Below are 18049 nucleotides of genomic sequence, written 5' to 3'. Positions count from 1 at the left end.
GCCTGGGCGGGCCGCTCTTGCTCAAGGACCTGCTACTCAGCTTCAACCGCGTCTACCGCGGGGCAGAAGCGAGCCATACAGGCATCCCAATCCGCGACGCATTCATCAGCCGGCCTGTTTTCAAGAAACAGGCAGCGGTTATAGAGGCGGTCGCACACGCCCCCGCACGCAAGAGCCTCGACCGAGGGGTCCTGTTCCGCGTCAACGCCACCACATCCCGACAGCAAGCCCACGGTCAGCAGCGCCTTGGTGATAAAGGACTTGATCCGCATGTACGCCTCCTCGAGCGCCTTTCTGGATTGAAAGACATTGCAAGAGTAGCACCTCCTCCCAGGGCCACCCGGTGCGAATCGGCTCCACGCCACCAACAACACCTCGCGTCATCTGGTGCTTGTGATTCAGAACCGACCCACCTTCTCGGCATGCTTTCGAAACCACGGGAGCCATCGCTGATTTCGAGGAGGGCGAGCACAGGCCGCCTGCCGACGGAAGGGATACGTCGAGAAGATGCGGCGCCACGTCCACACCTCGCGCCCAGCTGCCCCACCCGTGGTTCTTGTCTTCACGGCACGCGGTGATGCCTCGAAGGGAAATCCAGACGACCTTCGCTACGTCGAACCCAGCCTCATGAGGACTTCGGCGACTCCATCCGGGTGTTCCTGATGCTCATCGGTGATGGTCTGGAAGCCACACTTTTCGAGGACGCGGATCGACGCGGCGTTGTGGAGAGCGACCCACGCATGAAGCGGCCGGGCGGGCACGAGCGCGAGAAACTCAGAGAGGGCCTGGGTGGCGATGCCTTTGCCCCAGTGCTCGCGCCCCACCCAATAGCCGATGAGGCGCTTTCCATCCTGTTCCCAACTGCCGATGTTCCCAACGACCACGCCACCCACAACGATGGTGCGGTTGACGTTTTCAGGGCGGAGAACATTCGTGCGCCAGTGAGTCATGAACGCGTCGCGCTCCCGCGATGGAAACGCGGCCATGCGCAGCGCTTCCGGGTCGCACTGGTGCTCGAAGAAGATGGGAAGGTCCTCATCCGTGACGATGCGGAGAATCATTCTGAAACAGCTCCGTCCAGTCTGCGCCGCGAGGGACGTCGCGAGGCGAATGGTGGACGGATTCTAGCTTTTTCGGGCATGACGAAGCGCGGGAATCTGGACCGGCGAGACGACCCAGGATCACAGCACGCAGGACCCCATGCCGTTCGCCGAGGTCCCGCACGGACTGCGTCTTCACCCTGGGTTCATTCCACCTGTCGAATCCACTGACGCACGAGCGCCTCGAGCGCCTTGCGCTGGCTCCGTACGGACTCGAGCGTGACGAGACAGCGGTCTTTCGCGAGCCACCGGCAGAGTCCCTCCGGATCGTCGAGCTCGACTCCACTCTTCGCGCTCTGCTTCACCTTCGCGCCGGTGTGGAAGACGAGCTGCACGCGGTCCTCGGAGCGAAGGTGCACGGCCGCGAAGAACTCGGTGGTGCGGAAGCTCGCGGTGTTCCACTTCACCGCCTCGGAGATGGAGGGGTCGACACCGAGGATGAGCTTTCGGACCTGGTCGATGTCCTTGCGCAGCGGGTGCGCTCGCTCGTCGAGGAGCGCGGTGACCTCCTTCGAGCCGTCTTGCGGGGGCGTCACAGCGCGCTTCGCGGCCATGGTCCTGTGTCTCCTCTCCGGTGATTGCGTCCCGGTGTCTACCATGACCGAACCCTGGACCTGGCCGGCATCGAATGCGCGGCTTCCGCCACGTCTACCGCAGAGGAGAAGCGAGCCCAAAGGGCATCCCAATCCGCGACGCAGTCCCGTGGGGGCACTTGCGGCTCAAAACCGACCCACCTTTACATCCCAACCATTCCATATACTTTAGAATCGCATCCCATACAGAAACTCCAGCGAGGGGCTATCGTGTTCTTGCGCGCATCGATCATCACTTCAACGTTGATGTTTGGGCTCATGACTCCAACCACCGCCTCGGCATGTAGTGCGCAATGCTCGGGCGGCGCATGTTCAGGGACGAGGTCGTGCACGTGCTCCCCTGACGGGGCAGCGATCTGCACCGACGCCCCAACTCCGCAGGAACCGACAGTCCCTGAAGGGACAGGACTCACGAACGGTTCTGGCTTTGAAACCGTGGCTGGCAATGCGGACCACTTCGAGCGAGCACTCGCGGCGAAGCTCGTCAACACTCGCACCGTGATGGCGCTGACGACAGCCGTGCGCGCGGGAGAGACCGCGATGCTGCGCTCGGATGAGACCGCGTATAAAGCAGCGCATGAGCAGACCCTGAAGGCATTGCGTGCGCTCTCGCCGGAGGAGCTGCGCGCGGTCGAAAGCATCACCACGTCGATGCAAGTCCGTTGAGCCCCCCCGTGAGGGGCGCCGCTCCGCGCTTGTCGTCGACGGTGCCTTCGACGCTTCCCTGCGATTGAAAGACGCATGGGCCGCCCCAGAACTCCGGGGCGGACCCAAGCCCTACGCACCCAACGTCGGCCTCAGGGGCAGTAGGTGCAGTAGAAGAAGCCGGAGTGCGAGGCGTACGGCCCATCCCCCGAGCCTGAACACTCCGTGGTGCAGTCATCGTTCGTATAGCAGGATGCCACCAGCCCCTCCTCGCTGTAGGGGAGCGAGCTGTACCAGGCGCTGTACCGAGGGCGGTAGAGCTGCACACAGGCCTGGGCGGACACCTCCCCAGCGGTGCCTTCCGTGGGCGCGCCTTCCAGGACAGTCGACGGAACGGGCTGCTCCGAGAGCGGCGGGGGCTCCCCGCCACACGCCATCAGGAAGCCCGCGGCCAGCACGGCGAAACCACTCAGGGTGCTCTTCATGGTGACACTCCTTCCAAAGGGAGGCCTGCAGGAGAGCACATTCCCTCGCGGACCTCGGTGCGAGGAAGCGCCCTCCTCCTCGGCCCGAGGCGTCACACCCGTCCGGGGCATCCAGGACCCTGTGGATCCCACGTAGTCATTGGGCGCCGCTCATCGGAGTGGACCGCGCGGCCAGTCCCCTTCCGCCACTTGCGCCAATCACACGCGCAGTCCGCACGAAACATCCCTTTTCAGAACTCCGAGCAAACCAAGGGAAACAGATGCGACCTTCCAGCGCGCGCTCCGTTCCATCCCTGCGCGGGCGGACTTACTTGCCATTTGAAGGTCATCTCGCTCCATCTCGACCTTTGTCGAAATGAAGTTGCATCAGTATCAACACTACAAGTATTTCCAGAGCCCCCGGGACTTCCCGGCTGGCGGCACGCGTGCGTGCATGACAAGGATTGGTGGAAACATGGCGTCCCGTCTCGGTGATACGTCTGCGAAGGGTTTGCGTTGGGGTGCGGTGTTGCTGGCGGGGCTGGTGGGCTGTGGCCCCACCACGACGAAGGAGCCCGCGACGAACCAGGAGGAAGTGCGCTCCATCGAGGAGCAGTCCAAGGCACTGACGCCTCCCCCGGGCTGTACCGAAATCACGCTGGGAGAGCTGAGCAACGGCGTGGAGCTGACGCCGGTGAGGTACTCGCAGCAGCCGACGTACCGGGGCACGTTCACCAACCCGGCCGCCCCCACCGCCACGAACCTGGCGTACCTCCGGCTGGACGTGAATACCGCGCCCGGGCTGTATGACTTGTCCGTGGGCGGAGGCAACACCTTCACGTGTGATCGCTGCGTGATGGGCTACCAGGACTCCGGTGCGCCAACGGAGAAGTACCTCGTCGCCGACTCCGGGACGATGCTCGTCGCGCTGAAGGTCTCGCCGGACCAGACGATTGGAGCGCTGGCGAACGTGGTGCTCCGCGAGTCCGTGGACGCCGCGCCGCTCAACGCCCCGTACTGGGGCAGCGCCGTGGTGCCGGGCGGCGAGTGCAAGTGGATCCGCTTCGCGACGTGGAACACCGTGCGCCCGGGTGGCTGCGATCCGCGCGAGGGCTCGCTGACGGCGAACCTGCCGGACACCACCTGCGTGCCCACCAACTACGCCGCCAGCGACGGCACGCTGGAGCGCGCGCTGGGCACCAAGACGCACGGCCAGGCGTGCACCACCACCCCGGCGGTGAGCGAGTACGAGCTGGACTCCACGGACTGCGAGCAGGGCTTCACCTGCACGGACCTGCTCTCCGCGAACGCCCAGTGCCTCAAGACGTGTGACTTCATGGCGGCGAACCCGGGCTGCCCCACGGGCACCGTGTGCGGCGTCTACGGCCTGTGCATCGAGCAGTCCGTGCTCCAGCCGCTCGGCTTCGACTTCGACCCCGCGCAGATTGGCGAGCAGTGCAACGTGGGCTACGCGGAGTTCTGCGGCACCGAGGGCGCGCGCGGCGCGTGTCTGGACCTGGCCCGCACGGGCAAGGGCACCTGCTACGCCTATGAGCGCGCGCGCAGCAACTGCGGCCCGGGCGAGGAGCTGGGCTACATGAACTACGGCCGCTCCGGCGGCGGCTTCGACCGCACCTACGGCTTCTGCTACCACGACGGTCGCTAAGGGAAGTGAGCGGGGGCGTTCGCTGTCCGGGTCCCCTCCAGCCCGGGCCGCGGCGCCTCCGCTCAGCTCACCGCGCGCCCACCGATGCGCGAGCCCGCGTCTTCTGGCAACCGCCTGAACAGCGGCCCCGCCAGCGAAGACACCACGCCCACGGCGAGGAACGGCAACAAGAAGCGGTCCGGGGTCAGCGGCAAATCCCCGCTGCCTCGCGCCAGGTGAAGCATGAGCGCGCCCAGGCTGATGCCCACGCTCAGCGCCATCTGCTGCGTCACCACCGCCACCGTGGAGGCCTGACTCATCTTCTCCGGAGGGATGTCCGCGTACGCCACGGCGTTGATGGCGGTGAACTGCAGCGAGCGCACGAAGCCGCTGACCATCAACGTGGCGACGATGAGCGGAATGGGCGTGGAGTTGCGGAAGAACGCCGGGAGCGCCGTCAGCACCGCCGCGGCCAGATTGGAACCGACAAGCGTCGTCCGGAAGCCCAGCCGCTTGATGACCCACGGCGCCACGGGCTTGCAGGACATGGCCCCCAGCCCCGTGCCAATGGTCACCATGCCCGCCTCGAACGGCCCCCACCCCAGGCCCACCTGGAGCATGAGCGGCAAGAGGAACGGCGTCGCCCCCAGGCCCATCCGCACCAGCCCACCGCCCGCCGTGCTGGCCCGGAACGTCGACAGCTTCAGGAGCCGCAGGTCCAACACCGGCTTCTTCATCCGCAGCGCGTGCGCCACGTAGAGCGCGATGGCCCCCACGGCCACCAGCGCCATGCCCATCTGGATGTGCACGGGCACCAGGCCGACGCCCAGCGTCTCCGCCGCGCCAATCGTCAGGATGATGGCCACCGCCGCGATGGCATAGCCCTTCCAGTCGAACGGGCCCGGGTGCGGCTGGGGCAGCTCCGGCACGTAGCGCGACACCGCGAGCATCCCGAGCAGCCCCACGGGGACGTTGATGAAGAAGATCCACGGCCAGTCCGCCACGCCGAGGATGAGGCCCGCCAGCGGCGGACCGATGAGCGGTCCCACCAGCGCCGGCATCGTGAACCAACTCAGCGCCGACACCAGCTTGTCCCGGGGCGCCGAGCCCACCACGATGAGCCGGCCCACCGGCGTCATCAGCGCGCCCCCCAACCCCTGGAGCGTGCGGAAGACGACGAGCTGGGGCAGCGTCCGCGAGAAGCCGCACAACACCGACGCGATGAGGAACACGCCCATCGCCAGCATGAAGACGCGACGAGGACCGAAGCGGTCGGCCACCCAGCCACTCGCGGGCGCGAGCACCGCCAGCGCCAGGATGTAGGACGTCAGCGCGAGCTTGAGGTGGATGGGGTCCGTGTCGAAGGCCACGGACAGCGTCGGTAGCGCGGTGGACAGCGCCGTCGAGTCGACGAACTCCATGAACAGCGCGCTCGCCACCGCGATGGACGCGAGCCGGGAGCCTCTGTTGGCGGACGCGGGCGGCGATCCAGGTGGAGAGGAGCCAGGAGAGTCGGACACCTCTCTTCTATGCACGGGAGCCCACGTGCATGTCACGCTCGACGACACTCCATCCGGGGGCTCCCCTGCCCGCGAAGGAGCCAGGGAGCCGAGCATCGGTGCCCTGGCTCGTCAGGTCGGTCGCTCCAGGCGGCCATCCGCGTGGCGCGCGAAGCGCCCTTCCTCCCGGGCGTGCACCGGGTCGTCACTCTTCCAGGGCCAGCCGCCGAAGCCCGTGCGCTGGTAGTCGCTGAACGCCTGTTGGATCTCCTGGCGGGAGTTCATGACGAAGGGGCCGTGCTGCACCACGGGCTCGTTGATGGGCCGGCCCTGGAGCATCAGCAACTCCGCCTCGTCGGGGCCGTTCTCCAGCACCGCGTCCACGTCGGGGCGCAACTGGAGGACGTGTGATGCGGGGATGGCGCGGCCTCCCACCTTCAGCGCGGAGCCCTTGAAGAAGTACAGGAAGCGATTGCTCCCACGCGCGGCGGCGGGCAGCGTCCAGCGCGCCCCCGGCGCCAGCTTGAGCGTCCAGATGGCCACGTCCGAGTCCGCCCGCGCGGCCCAGGACTTCGGCGGCGGCGGCGGGGCCTTCACGTCGCCCAGCGTTCCGGCGACGACGGTGACCTCGGTGGTGCGCCCCGCTTCATCCCTCGCGACGTGCCGGGGGATGACGTGGTCCCACAGCATGGAGAAGTGCGGCGTCACCAGCTTGTCCGCGCTCGGCAGGTTGAGCCAGATCTGGAACAACTCCACCGGATTGGGCTGGTCCTTCTTCAAGAGCGGGAACATCTCCGAGTGCAGCACGCCGCTGCCCGCGGTGAGCCACTGCACGTCCCCGCCGCCGAAGCGCGCCGCCGCGCCCAGCGAGTCCGAGTGGTCCAACAGCCCACTGCGGACGACCGTCACGGTCTCGAAGCCCCGGTGCGGGTGCTGCGGGAAGCCGGGCACCACGGTGCCGTGGTACATGTTCCAGCCGTCCCGACCGTCGAAGTCCTGGCCGAGCTGCCGGCCCGCCAGCGACGCGGTGGGCCCCATCCGCTCGTTGCCCGCCGGGTAGGCGTCCACGTGGTGCACGCAGAACAGGAACGGGTCTGGCGTGGGCCAGGGCATCCCCCTGAGCGGGCTCAGGCCGATGACGGCGGGTTGCTCACTTCCCTGCTGCTGACTCATCCCCTGCTCCTCTGATGACTTTCCCGTGCTCCGAGAGCAGCTCGCGGCCGACGTGGCCCCCGCCACCGCGAGCACCTTCAGCGCCGCTCTCCGACTGACCTCATCACCCAAGGGCCACCTCACGCATGACGCCGTCTCCAGGCTGTAATCCTGGCATGGACGGGGCGCATCCTTTCATGCCCGGGGCCCGCCCGCCCGCCGAGCCGTCCTCCCCATACACGCCGACCCGGACTTGCCGTAGGGTGCGCCGCCTTGAGCCCCTCCTCGCCCCTTCCCGTGTCCCACGAGCGCGTGCGTGCCATCGACTGGCTGCGCGGCATCGCCGTCCTGTTCATGGTGCAGACACACTCGCTGGCCCTGCTCACCCCGGAGCTGCGCAAGAGCGCCTGGGTGGGCCGCCTGCTCAAGGTCGACGGCCTGGTCGCCCCCGCGTTCATCTTCTCCGCAGGCTTCGCGCTCGCGCTCGTCATGGTGCGCAGCGCCGCCAGTGGCCAGTTGCGCGAGCGCGTGCCCAAGAACTTCCGCCGCACCTGCGAGGTCCTCCTGGTGGCCTCCCTGGTCAACTGGGCGTGGTTCCCGCTGCTGAGCGAGCCCAAGTGGCTCTTCCGCATGGACATCCTCCAGTGCGTGGGCGTGTGCCTGCTCCTCATGCTGCCGGTGGCCGCCGCGCTGGCGCCCCGGCCTCGCGTGCTCGCCGGCGTGAGCCTGTCCCTGGCCTTCATCGTCTTCGCCGTGTCGCCCCTGGGTGAACACGTGCCCGAGCCCTGGGCCACGCTGACGAAGAAGTCCTCCTTCGCGCCCTTCCCCCTGCTGCCGTGGATGGGCTTCGCGTGGTTGGGCGCGTTCGCGGGAACACTCGCGGGCGCCTGGGGCCGACGTCCGCTGGCCCTGGCGCTGCTCCTGCTCGTCGCGGTGGGTGCCATCGGCGCGGCGTCGGGAGACTTCCTCTTCCAGCTCTACCCGCACCACCGCTTCTTCGTCGCCAACCCGTCGAACTCCGCGGCGCGCTTCGCGTGGGTGTGCGCCGTGCTGCTCGGGTTGATGGGGCTGGAGTCCCGGGTGCCCGCGGGCCACGCGCCCTCACGGCTGCGGCGGTTCATCGAGGTCTTCGGGACCTCGTCGCTCTCCGCCTACTTCTTCCACGAGATGCTGCTGTTCTACCGGCTTGGAGGCGTCTTCTCCTTCCAGCGCTTCTGGGGAGACCGCAGCGGCTGGGGCCAGTACTGGCTGCTCACCGCGGTGCTCATCGTCGCCACATGGCTCTTGTGCCTGGCGTGGGACCGGCTGGAGCACCGGGTGAGGACGGCGCTCCAGGCCCTGAGCAGGAGGCTGCGCCCCGCCGTTCCTCAGTGAGCGTCGGTGGACAGACGCTCGAACGCGGCGATGACCTCCGGCGGCGCCTGGACCAGTTCGATGAGGACCCCCTCGCCACCGTAGGGGAACTGCTCGTTGCCCTTGGGGTGGACGAAGCAGATGTCGAAGCCCGCGGCGCCCTTGCGGATGCCTCCGGGGGCGAAGCGCAGGCCCTGCTGCTCCAGCCACTTCACCGCGACGGGCAGGTCATCCACCCACAGGCCCACGTGGTTGAGCGGCGTCTCGTGGACCCGGGGCTTGCCCTCCGGGTTGATGGGCTGCATCAGGTCCACCTCCACCTTGAAGGGCCCCGCACCGGCGGTGACGATGTCCTCGTCCACGTTCTCCCGCTCGCTGCGGTAGGTGCCGTGAGGCGTCAAGCCCAGCAGGTCCACCCAGAGTTTGCGGAGCGGGCCCTTGTCGGCGCCGCCGATGGCGATCTGCTGGATGCCCAGGATTCGGAAGGGTCTCGAGGTCTGCATGGGCCCGGAACCTACCGGGAAAAATCGCGGGAATAGACCCATTTGTCAGGTCGTGCGTTTCGATGCGGCGCCTGTTGATTCCGTCCCCCGGAGAACACATGTCCCAGACCTTCCTAAAGCGCCGTTTGAGCCAGTGGGGAAGTGCCCTGCTCGTCGCCTGTGTCCTGCCCGCCTGCATGTCCATGGACGAGCGCCAGACCCTGACGGCCCCCGAAACGCGCTCCACCCCACGAACCCACGCCACCGCGAAGCCGGCCCCGCCTCCGAGCGCCGCGCCCCAGGACTTCGCCGCCGCCGAGGGCGACGACGCCAGGGCCACGGCCGAGTCCCCGGCGCCTCGCGAGGACCGGGCCAGGAAGGCGCCGCGAGGCATCGACGCGGAGCTGCGTGAAGAGCCTGCTCCCGAGCCCCTCATGGTCGCGCCCGCCACGGGTGCGATGGGCGGCGCGGTGGCCAATGGCGTCATCGGCCGTGCCCAGGGCGCGGAGATGGCGAAGCCGTCCCGGATGGCTCCCAAGAAGCTCGAGGCCAGCGCCCGCCTCACGGAGAAGGACGTGGACGGCTCGGACGCCCACGCGGGTCCGCAGGGCAACACCTTCGAGGCCTGGAAGCCCAACACCTTCACCGAGACGAGCAAGGACCCGCTGTCCACCTTCGCCGCGGACGTCGACACCGCGTCGTATACGGTGGCCCGCCGCTACCTCCAGAACGGCAACCTGCCGCCCTCCTCCGCCGTGCGCGTCGAGGAGTTCGTCAACTACTTCAAGTACCGCTACGCCCCGCCGGAGACGGGGGCCTTCACCGTGCATCTGGAGGCCGCGCCGTCGCCCTTCGACTCGAAGCGCCACTTCGTGCGCGTGGGCGTGCAGGGCAAGGTCGTCTCGCGCTCGCAGCGCAAGCCGGCGCACCTGGTGTTCCTGGTCGACACCAGCGGCTCCATGGCGTCCCAGGACAAGCTGCCGCTCGCCAAGGAAGCCATCAAGATCGCCGTGAAGAACCTCAACGAGAACGACACGGTGGCCATCGTCACCTACGCGGGCTCCACGCGGGACGTGCTGGCGCCCACGCCGGCCACGGACGTCAAGAGCATCCACGCCGCGCTGGACGCGCTCCAGTCCGGGGGCGGCACCGCCATGGGCTCCGGCATGGAGATGGCCTACAAGCACGCGGTGAAGAAGGCCTCCGGCAAGGTGGTCTCCCGCGTCATTGTCCTCACCGACGGCGACGCCAACATCGGCCCCACGCTGAGCCCGCAGGCGATGCTGGAGAGCATCCACAAGTACGTGGCCGAGGGAGTCACCCTCACCGCCGTGGGCTTCGGCATGGGCAACTACCGCGACGACATGATGGAGAAGCTCGCGGACAAGGGCAACGGCAACTGCTTCTACGTGGACAGCTACAAGGAAGCGAAGAAGGTCTTCGAGACGCAGCTCACCGGCACGCTGGAGGTCATCGCCAAGGACGTGAAGCTCCAGGTGGAGTTCAACCCGCTCGCGGTGCGTCGCTACCGCCTGTTGGGCTACGAGAACCGGGACGTGGCGGACAACGACTTCCGCAACGACAAGGTGGACGCGGGTGAGATTGGCGCGGGCCACAACGTCACCGCGCTGTACGAGGTGGAGCTGGTGAAGGACGCCAAGGAGTCGCTCGCCACCGTGCGCGTGCGTGCCAAGGCGCCCAACGGCACCGAGGCCGCCGAGCAGTCCTTCCCCTTCACGCGCTCCCTGCTGCGCGCGTCGCTGGAGGCCGCCTCGCCCGACTTCCGCTTCGCCGTGGCCGTCGCCTCCACCGCGGACATCCTCCGAGGCAACCCGGCCGCCGAGGGCTGGAGCCTGGCCACCGCGCAGAAGCTCGCCGAGGGCGCCGCCGCTGGAGACGCTGACCGCAACGAGTTCGTGAAGCTGGTGTCGCAGGCCCGCGCCCTGTCCGGCGCGTCCGCCCGCGGCGAGTAAGCAGACCCAAGCAGGTTGCAGGGGGAATGGGGTGGAAGGCCCGGGGGGCGCCTTCCACCCCATTATTTTTTCCGGCGAGCCTCCCGGACGCGCTCAGTACGCGACGACGGTGGGCGGCGTGGTGCTGGTGAAGAAGTCCGGGAACGTGGCGATGTAGTGACTACCGCTGCCCGTTTCTCCCCCGATGCGACCCGTCTTGCCTCCGCTCACGGTGAGCGTCGTCCCGTCGGCTTCGAGGAATGGGACTCCCGAGGTGATGTTGCCGGTGCCCAGGTACACGGCCAGCCCTGTCTTCCGGACAACAGTCATCGTCGCCGGGTCGACATGGCTGATGCCAAGCGTGCTGGGAGAGCTGCCACTGACACTCTGCTTCTTCACGTAGGTGGCGACCACCCCCTGGTCGTTGGCCACCAGTGACAGGGCGGGGAGGTAGTTGACAGACGTGTCGAGATTGATTTCGGAGGGTGGCAGGTAGCAGAACTCAATCACCTGCCGCCTCAAGACGATTCGATAGTTCGGCGGGAACCCTCCCGTCGACACCGCCGTGAGGATGAGGAGACAGCCGTCGTACGTCACGGAAGTCGCGGCGGCTTCACTCGAGGCGAAGACGTCTTCCGTCGCTCCCGGGGAGGGCTCTCCACCACACGCGGAAAGGACCACCGCCACACAAAGACAGACAGCGCGCCTGAAGAATTTCATGACGTGACGACCCCCTTGTTCGTTTGAAAGCGGCGACACGCTAACAGCCCTGCAAGTCATTGCAGCGACATTTCCGTGAGTGTGGGGTGGGCACGGCGCGGACACGTTGCGGTATCCTTCGGGCCGTATGCGCCCATCCCACCTGCCCTCCCGCCTCCTGCTCGTTCCCATGGCCACCCTCTTCCTCGCGTGTGGAGGATGCGGTGATGACCCCAGCGGAGGAGGCGTCCCCCTGGGCGAGGAGCAGAAGGGCATCGCCACGTACTACGACGCCACCGGCGCGGGGAACTGCAGCTACGACGCCAGCCCGGACGACTTGATGGTCGCGGCGATGAACACCCCGCAGTACGCCAACAGCGCCGCATGTGGCCAGTGCGTGGACATCCAGGGGCCCAGCGGCAACGTGCGGGTGCGAATCGTGGACAGGTGCCCGGAGTGCGAGGCCGGTCACCTGGACCTCAGCCGGCAGGCCTTCGCGAAGATCGCCGAGATGCGGCTGGGCCGCGTGGACATCACCTGGAAGGTGGTCTCCTGCGACGTGGCCGGCGGCCTGGAGTACCACTTCAAGAACGGCAGCAACCCGTGGTGGACCGCCATCCAGGTGCGCAACCACCGGGTGCCCATCTCCAAGCTGGAGTGGCGTCGCGGCGACGGCGCGTGGAAGGACGTCCCGCGCGAGGACTACAACTACTTCGTCAACGGCGACGGCATGGGCGAAGGCTCCTTCACCGTGCGCGTGACGTCGACCACCGGCGAGCAGGTGGAGGACACCCTGCCCCGCGTGCTGGACAACGACACCTTCGAGGGCTCCGCCCAGTTCCGCTGACGCGGGGCCGCTTTCGCACCGGCCGAGGCTCGACACACCATCGAGCCCCGGCCGCGAAAGCTCCGAGCGACTACCGACGCAGCATGGAGCGCAGCAGCTCCAGCGCCTCGGTGACGTTCTGCCAGACCTGGAGCGACTTGACGTTCTCACCCTCGCCCTGCACGGCGCGACGGGAAGCCCGCTCCAGAGGCAGCAGCACGCCCTCCACCAGCTCTATCTGCCGGCTCAGCTCCGCCGGAGACGGCCCTGCCACGGCGGCCCGCTGGAGCGCCTCCGCCGGCATCTGCGCGGACACGTTCACCGGTCGGTCCGCGAGCGCGGAGAGCGCCCTGGAGAGCTGCTCCATGTACGGCCCGAAGTCCTGGGCCGGAGCCTGCTGCACCACGGGCGCCTGGGCGGACGTCGCCACCCGTTCAGTCAGCGCCTTGAGGAGCTGCGCCATGTGCTTGAGGTATGGCGCCAGGTCCGTCGCCGGCGCGGGCGCGGCCACCGGCAGAGGCGGCGGACTGTCCTTCGCCTCGCGTCCCACCTTCGCCACTTCCAGCACCGCGTCGCGCAGGGCCTCCAGGTAGGGCAGCGCCTCGGCCGTCGGGTCCTCGTTCCGGTCCGCGGAGGCCTGCTGCACCTGGGTGGCCGCGTTCGCCACCGCATCGCGCACCGCGCCGAGCTGCTCTTCGATTCCACTGAGCTGACCGGTGACGCGCGCCACGGGGTCGTCCTCCTTGCCCCCCATGCGCTTGACGCGCGCGAAGCCCTGCTTGATGTCCTCCCACCGCTTCGCCTTCTCCGGCGTCAGGCGGCCACGCATCTCCGCCAGCTTGAGCAGGTTCTGCTCCGCCGCCGTGGTGAGCGTCTGGGATTCGCCCTGGTAGTGGTCGTCGACGAGCCGCTCCAACTCCGCGTCCGTCATGGCCGCGACCAGCTTCTCCGACAGCTTGTTCATGTTGCGGTAGGAGCCCTGGAGCTTGAAGGCGGGCTCCGCGCGGAAGCGCTCGTCCTGCGCCGCCGAGGCGATGTACTGCATGTTCACCTTCAGCAGCACCGACTGCACCCGGAACATCCGCTGGAAGATGGCGATGATCTCCTGCAGCTCCGCCGCCGCGTAGCCGTGCTTCAGCTCGCCCGCGGGCACCTCCTCGCCCTGCGCCATGCGAAGCAGTCGGTGCGTGTCCGCCGCGTCGCGAGTGGCCAGCGGCGCCGTCACCGGGTTGGAGGTCAGCGCGTTCTCCAGATAGCTCAGCGCGAACAGGTGCTCCTTGCCGTCGAGAATCTCACCCAGGTTGTAGGTGTCCGCGCGGTTGGCGAGCATGTCCGGAATGCGGAAGCGCTCCCCCGTCTCCGTGTAGGGATTGCCGGCCATGACCACGCAGAACTTCTTGCCGCGCAAGTCATAGGTGCGCGTCCGGCCGTTCCACACGCCCTCCACGCGGCGCTGGCCGTCGCAGAGCGAGATGAACTTCTGGAGCAGCTCCGGGTCCGTGTGCTGGATGTCGTCGAGGTAGAGCATCACGTTGTTGCCCATCTCGAAGGACAGGTTGATGCGCTCGACCTCCTGCCGCGACGTGGCGTTGGGCGCCTCCGCCGGGTCCAACGACTTCACCGAGTGGCCCAGCGCGGGGCCGTTCACCTTGACGAAGGTGAGGCCCAGCCGGCTCGCCACGTACTCCATCAACGTCGTCTTGCCGTAGCCCGGCGGAGACATGAGCAGCAGCATGCCCATGCGGTCCGTGCGCTTGCCCTCGCCCGCCGCGCCGAGCTGCTTGGCGAGGTTGGCGCCGATGAGCGGCAGGTACACCTCGTCGATGAGGCGGTTGCGCACGAACGACGACAGCACCTTCGGCGTCAACTCCTCCAGGCGCAGCTTGCGGCGCTCACGCTCCAGCAAATCCCGCAGCAGTCCACGGTACGTCTGGTATTGCGGCACGCGGAGCTGACGGAACTCGCCCAGCCGCGCCAGGAACTCGTCCAGGCGCAAGGACAGCTTCCGGTCGTGCACGCGCGGGTGACTGCCCAGAAGCCCCGTCACCTCGGCCGCCGTCAGCGCGCCCGCGGGCTCGCGGTCCAGCTTGCGCTCGGTGAGCAGCAACACCGCCGTCTCCAGTGCGAAGTAGCCCGCGTCACCGGGGCCCCCATCGCGCTGGGCCAGATACGCCTCCACCCACGCCTTGGCGATGAGCAGCCGCGAGGACAGGTCCTTCTCCAGTCCGCGCAGGTCCTCCTCGAAGGCGGTCCGGGTGCCCTGGCGCTCCAACTGCGCCAGGAACGCGTCGCGCAGCACCACCGCCTCGCCGCTCGTGGTGAAGCGGGGCCGGTCCACCGCCAGCTCCTCCACGAGGTAACGCCCCGCCTGACGAGCCTCCGCCGGCGAGTGCGCAAGCCCCTGCGCCTTGAGGAACGCCTCCACGGCCTCCCCCAACGCGAGCCCCAGCTCGGACAGGCTTCCGACCGAGGAGAACGTCTGACGCAGCCGAGCGAGGCTCCGCGCCCGACGGTGCAACAGCGTCCGCGCGCCCTCGTCGGAGTCGAAGGCCCAATACAGCGAGGCCCACGCGCGAGGCACCGGCGCGAAGCGCAAGAGACCCGCGCCCTGGTGCAGCGTCAGCAGCTTCTCCAGCACCGCCGCCGCGTCCACGTCATGCACGCCGCGCTCGTAGCCTTCATCGAAGCGATCCGCCGCGTAGGTGCGCACCCGCTCCAGCAGCGTGCCGGCGATCACCGCCTCATGCAGCGCGGACAGCGTCAGGCCGCCCTTGCCGTCCTCCGCGTCGGAGAGGATGCAGGAGGCCAGGTACTCCACGCGGTACACGTCCCGCGTCTCGGAGACCAGGTGCTGCTCCCAGAGGCCCTGGTGCTTGAGCAGCTCCGGGTCTTCCAACTTCTGCGCGTAGTCGGAGCCAGTGAGCTGGAGATAGAGCGCGCCGTCTCTCGGAACCAGCGTCAGGTCCAACGGCTGCGTGTTGACGTTGAAGCGGTAGGTGCCCAGCTTGATGAGCGAATCGCCGTCCGCGAACAGGTCCTGCTTGTCGCGCAGCGCCCGCAGCGCGTCCTGCTTGGCGGACTTGAGCCGCGACAACACCTCGTCCGAGCGAACGCTGTCCTGGAGGCCCAGGAGCTGCTCGGAGAGCTGCCGCAGCTTGAGGATCATCGCGTCGGTGGCGAAGTACCCGTTGAGCTCGTCATCCGACTTGAACGACTTGGACCGGCGCTGCACGCCCTGGAGGATTCGCTCCGCGGCGCCGAAGAGGCTCTGGGCCCGGCGCTGCCGCTCATCCACCAGCGTCTGCTTGCGAGCGCCGAACGCCTCCAGCAGCTCCTCGCGCTTCTGGGTGATCTGCCCCAGGAACTCGTCGAACTCACCGAAGCGCCCTTCCAGCTCCTCCAACTGCACCGTGAGACGCGACAGCCCCTCGTCGCACTTCTCCGGCAGGTCCGCCTGGGCCAGCGCGTTCTCGATGGCCTGCCCCAGCAGCTTGAACTGGGCGCCGAACTCCGCGCGCTTCTCCCGGCTGGACAGCTCCTTGCGCTTGGCCGCGAGGCTCGCGCGCACGCGGTTGAGCCGGCCGAACAGCTCGGAGATGCCCTCCAGGATGCGGGCGCGGGCCAGCGGGTCTCCCACCTGGAGTCCGCCGACGACCTCACCCAGCACCGTGAGGCCCTGGGCCGTCTTCTCGATGTCCTCGCCCAGCGGCGCCAGCTCCACCGTCGTCTTCACCGGCTCCAGCTTCGCGAGCAGTTCGTCCAGGCGCGCGGCCAGGGGCTGAAGCGCCTCTCCCTTCTGGAGGAAGTCCACGCAGCCGGAGCTGGTGTTGTCGGACGCCTCCACCACCGCCTTCTCCAGGGCATCCACGCGCCCCAGGTCCATGTAGCGGATGTCCTTCAGCGTGATGAGGTGCCCGCGCTGCTGACGCAGCTCCGCCAGCACGTGCATGAACTCCTCGGCCGAGGTGAGCAACTCCGGCTGCACGCGTCCCAGCAACTTCGTCTGCGCCTTCTCCGCCTCGGCCAGCGACTCGGACGCGCGCTTCTGGAGGGCGAGCACCTTCTCGAACTCATCGATGATGAGCTCGGACGTGCGGCGCAACAGCTCCACGGGCTCCTGCAGGCCCGTCTCCGCGTGGCCCAGCCAGTAGTACGCATCCAGCGCGCGCGTGGCGGCGGCGACCAGGTCCTCGTACGTGCGGCGGTTGGGCTTGTCGGTCTTCGCGATGCGCTGGAGCGTCAGCGAATCGGAGATGCCTCGCACCAGCTCCGCGTTGCCCACCTTGCCCAGATAGCCGGGCGCCGTGGGTGCCGCCGCCGCGTGCTCGTCCGACACGAAGGGCGTCTGCCACACCTGCATCGGGTGAACCCGCGTGGGCTCCTGAGACGTCTCGCGGAACACCACCAGCCCGCCGTCCGCGAAGAGGCTGTAGCCATTGCACACCAGCGGGTTCTGCACCTCCTTGCGCACCAGGTTGTACGGGAAGAGCAGGTACCGGCCCTCCTCGCGCTGGTGGAAGATGTAGAGGACGTCTTCGCCGTTGGGTGAGCGGATGACGTGCTTGAACTCCATCCCCGAGCCGGTGGCGTCACCGTCGAAGACCTTGTAGTCGCCCGTCTGGAGGTAATAGCCCCCGGGGAAGATGATGCCCTGGTCCTCGGGCAGCCGGATGCAGGCCTGGCCGATGGCGTCGATTCGCACCACGTGCTGCGTGCGCGAGTTGAACACCAGGTAGCGCCAGGCCTTCTCGCGGAAGGGCAGCACCCGGATGAGGATGAGCGTTCCCACCCGGGCCCAGGCGAACCGCGCGTCGTCCAGCGACTGGTTCGCGTCCTCCACCGGCTCGCTGTAGATGCCCAGGCCCGACGAGGTGTTGTTCTCCACCTTGACGGTGAGGTCGCCCTTCACCGTCTCCACGAACACCTGATCCAACACGTTGACGTGCGGGTGCTGGCCCAGCACGTAGTTCTCGCGCGTGGCCACCGTCCACTCGAAGTCGTGGGACGGGGGGAAGACGTGGTCCTTCTCGCCCTGGTTGTCCAGGTAGGTGGCGCGGCCCTCGGTGTCCAGGTTGAAGCGGAACACCTTGAGGTCTCGCGCCGTCTGGCCCGTCTGGAAGATGGCCAGGAGCCGCGCGTCCTTGCGCCTCAGCTGCAGGAGCTTCGCGTCCTTGTAGTACCGGTACAGCTCGCTGAAGTCCTTGACGAAGCGCGGGTCGGCCAGGAACCCGCCGGCCTCCGTGTGCGGCACGGCGGACAAATCAAACCCGTCGGCCGTCTTCTCGAACCGGTGCAGCGAGAAGACATCCGCGACGGACGTCTCCTTCTTCAACCCGATGAAGACGTTGTAGCCAAAGAGCAGGTACTTGCCGACGCTGACGATGTCGCGCGCCACGCAGTTGTTCTCGGTGCGCACCCGCTCGTTGCCGGTGACCGCCAGCTCCGAGCCGCCGAAGAACGCCTTGCGCCGCGCATTGAGGTCGTTCGCCTTCGCGCCCAGCACGTCCGCCTGTGCCAGCAGGCGCGTCCGGATGACCTCGTAGCTGCCCCCCTCTAGCGCCGCCTCGCCCGTGGGCGCCGCGCCCTTGCCACCGTCAGTTGCCATGAGTGCTCACCGGAAAGTTTCGCGGGGACCCCGC

At 68.0% G+C, this 18049-nt stretch carries 14 protein-coding genes; 5 read left to right on the top strand and 9 right to left on the bottom strand.

The features are described 5' to 3' along the window. Positions 1–32 precede the first annotated feature (32 nt). The 3 genes from HUA74_RS17195 to HUA74_RS17185 form a co-directional block, all read right to left on the bottom strand. Positions 33–272 (bottom strand): hypothetical protein, encoded by a 240-nt coding sequence (locus tag HUA74_RS17195; RefSeq protein ID WP_174455369.1) that lies wholly within the window; start codon positions 270–272, stop codon positions 33–35. 336 nt (positions 273–608) lie between these two features. Further along, entirely contained in the window at positions 609–1061 is a 453-nt protein-coding gene (locus tag HUA74_RS17190) for a GNAT family N-acetyltransferase (protein ID WP_174455368.1), read from the bottom strand. Positions 1062–1246: 185 nt separating this feature from the next. Then, a complete protein-coding gene (locus tag HUA74_RS17185) occupies positions 1247–1654 on the bottom strand; it encodes a DUF1801 domain-containing protein (RefSeq protein WP_174455367.1) in 408 nt (135 codons plus the stop codon). Positions 1655–2128: 474 nt separating this feature from the next. On the opposite strand from HUA74_RS17185, the gene HUA74_RS17180 reads away from it, so the two are divergent. After that, positions 2129–2359: a hypothetical protein gene (locus tag HUA74_RS17180; RefSeq protein ID WP_174455366.1), complete on the top strand. Its 231-nt coding sequence runs from the start codon at positions 2129–2131 to the stop codon at positions 2357–2359. A 131-nt stretch (positions 2360–2490) separates the two neighbouring features. On the opposite strand, the gene HUA74_RS17175 is transcribed toward HUA74_RS17180, so the two are convergent. Next, a complete protein-coding gene (locus HUA74_RS17175) occupies positions 2491–2823 on the bottom strand; it encodes a hypothetical protein (RefSeq protein WP_174455365.1) in 333 nt (110 codons plus the stop codon). Between the two features lie 454 nt (positions 2824–3277). On the opposite strand from HUA74_RS17175, the gene HUA74_RS17170 reads away from it, so the two are divergent. Further along, positions 3278–4468 carry a hypothetical protein gene (locus HUA74_RS17170; RefSeq protein WP_174455364.1) on the top strand — a complete coding sequence of 397 codons (1191 nt, stop codon included), beginning with the start codon at positions 3278–3280 and terminating at the stop codon, positions 4466–4468. Positions 4469–4530: 62 nt separating this feature from the next. Here the strand turns inward: HUA74_RS17170 and HUA74_RS17165 are convergent, their stop codons facing one another. Next, a complete protein-coding gene (locus HUA74_RS17165) occupies positions 4531–5886 on the bottom strand; it encodes an MFS transporter (RefSeq protein WP_371817259.1) in 1356 nt (451 codons plus the stop codon). Positions 5887–6078: 192 nt separating this feature from the next. After that, complete coding sequence (locus HUA74_RS17160) at positions 6079–7119, bottom strand: pirin family protein (protein WP_174455363.1); 1041 nt, start codon at positions 7117–7119, stop codon at positions 6079–6081. Between the two features lie 252 nt (positions 7120–7371). Between HUA74_RS17160 and HUA74_RS17155 the strand changes: the two genes are divergently transcribed. Beyond that, positions 7372–8472 (top strand): heparan-alpha-glucosaminide N-acetyltransferase domain-containing protein, encoded by a 1101-nt coding sequence (locus HUA74_RS17155; RefSeq protein ID WP_174455362.1) that lies wholly within the window; start codon positions 7372–7374, stop codon positions 8470–8472. Here HUA74_RS17155 and HUA74_RS17150 read toward each other — a convergent pair. Beyond that, positions 8466–8954 (bottom strand): VOC family protein, encoded by a 489-nt coding sequence (locus HUA74_RS17150; protein ID WP_174455361.1) that lies wholly within the window; start codon positions 8952–8954, stop codon positions 8466–8468. The genes HUA74_RS17155 and HUA74_RS17150 overlap by 7 nt on opposite strands. 98 nt (positions 8955–9052) lie before the next feature. Here HUA74_RS17150 and HUA74_RS17145 point away from each other — a divergent pair, with 98 nt between their 5' ends. Continuing rightward, positions 9053–10906, top strand: a complete 1854-nt coding sequence (locus HUA74_RS17145) for a von Willebrand factor type A domain-containing protein (protein WP_174455360.1) — start codon at positions 9053–9055, stop codon at positions 10904–10906. Between the two features lie 93 nt (positions 10907–10999). Here HUA74_RS17145 and HUA74_RS17140 read toward each other — a convergent pair whose 3' ends face one another. Next, positions 11000–11605: a hypothetical protein gene (locus HUA74_RS17140; protein ID WP_217440069.1), complete on the bottom strand. Its 606-nt coding sequence runs from the start codon at positions 11603–11605 to the stop codon at positions 11000–11002. Between the two features lie 127 nt (positions 11606–11732). On the opposite strand from HUA74_RS17140, the gene HUA74_RS17135 reads away from it, so the two are divergent. After that, a complete protein-coding gene (locus HUA74_RS17135) occupies positions 11733–12431 on the top strand; it encodes an expansin EXLX1 family cellulose-binding protein (RefSeq protein ID WP_141647540.1) in 699 nt (232 codons plus the stop codon). Between the two features lie 70 nt (positions 12432–12501). Here HUA74_RS17135 and HUA74_RS17130 read toward each other — a convergent pair whose 3' ends face one another. After that, the gene (locus tag HUA74_RS17130) at positions 12502–18015 is read right to left on the bottom strand and encodes a DNA repair ATPase (protein WP_174455359.1); all 5514 of its coding nucleotides are present in this window, start codon (positions 18013–18015) and stop codon (positions 12502–12504) included. Between the last annotated feature and the right edge of the window lie 34 nt (positions 18016–18049).

Origin of the sequence: Myxococcus sp. CA051A (assembly GCF_013336705.1) — a bacterium.
GTDB lineage: Bacteria > Myxococcota > Myxococcia > Myxococcales > Myxococcaceae > Myxococcus > Myxococcus llanfairpwllgwyngyllgogerychwyrndrobwllllantysiliogogogochensis.
This window is presented reverse-complemented; position numbering and strand designations above follow the sequence as displayed.

Bases quoted from the DNA above. Each gene is read 5' to 3' on its own strand.
- HUA74_RS17195 (WP_174455369.1), bottom strand. From the start codon at position 272: ATGCGGATCAAGTCCTTTATCACCAAGGCGCTGCTGACCGTGGGCTTG.
- HUA74_RS17190 (WP_174455368.1), bottom strand. From the start codon at position 1,061: ATGATTCTCCGCATCGTCACGGATGAGGACCTTCCCATCTTCTTCGAG.
- HUA74_RS17185 (WP_174455367.1), bottom strand. From the start codon at position 1,654: ATGGCCGCGAAGCGCGCTGTGACGCCCCCGCAAGACGGCTCGAAGGAG.
- HUA74_RS17175 (WP_174455365.1), bottom strand. From the start codon at position 2,823: ATGAAGAGCACCCTGAGTGGTTTCGCCGTGCTGGCCGCGGGCTTCCTG.
- HUA74_RS17170 (WP_174455364.1), top strand. From the start codon at position 3,278: ATGGCGTCCCGTCTCGGTGATACGTCTGCGAAGGGTTTGCGTTGGGGT.
- HUA74_RS17160 (WP_174455363.1), bottom strand. From the start codon at position 7,119: ATGAGTCAGCAGCAGGGAAGTGAGCAACCCGCCGTCATCGGCCTGAGC.
- HUA74_RS17150 (WP_174455361.1), bottom strand. From the start codon at position 8,954: ATGCAGACCTCGAGACCCTTCCGAATCCTGGGCATCCAGCAGATCGCC.
- HUA74_RS17145 (WP_174455360.1), top strand. From the start codon at position 9,053: ATGTCCCAGACCTTCCTAAAGCGCCGTTTGAGCCAGTGGGGAAGTGCC.
- HUA74_RS17140 (WP_217440069.1), bottom strand. From the start codon at position 11,605: ATGAAATTCTTCAGGCGCGCTGTCTGTCTTTGTGTGGCGGTGGTCCTT.
- HUA74_RS17135 (WP_141647540.1), top strand. From the start codon at position 11,733: ATGCGCCCATCCCACCTGCCCTCCCGCCTCCTGCTCGTTCCCATGGCC.
- HUA74_RS17130 (WP_174455359.1), bottom strand. From the start codon at position 18,015: ATGGCAACTGACGGTGGCAAGGGCGCGGCGCCCACGGGCGAGGCGGCG.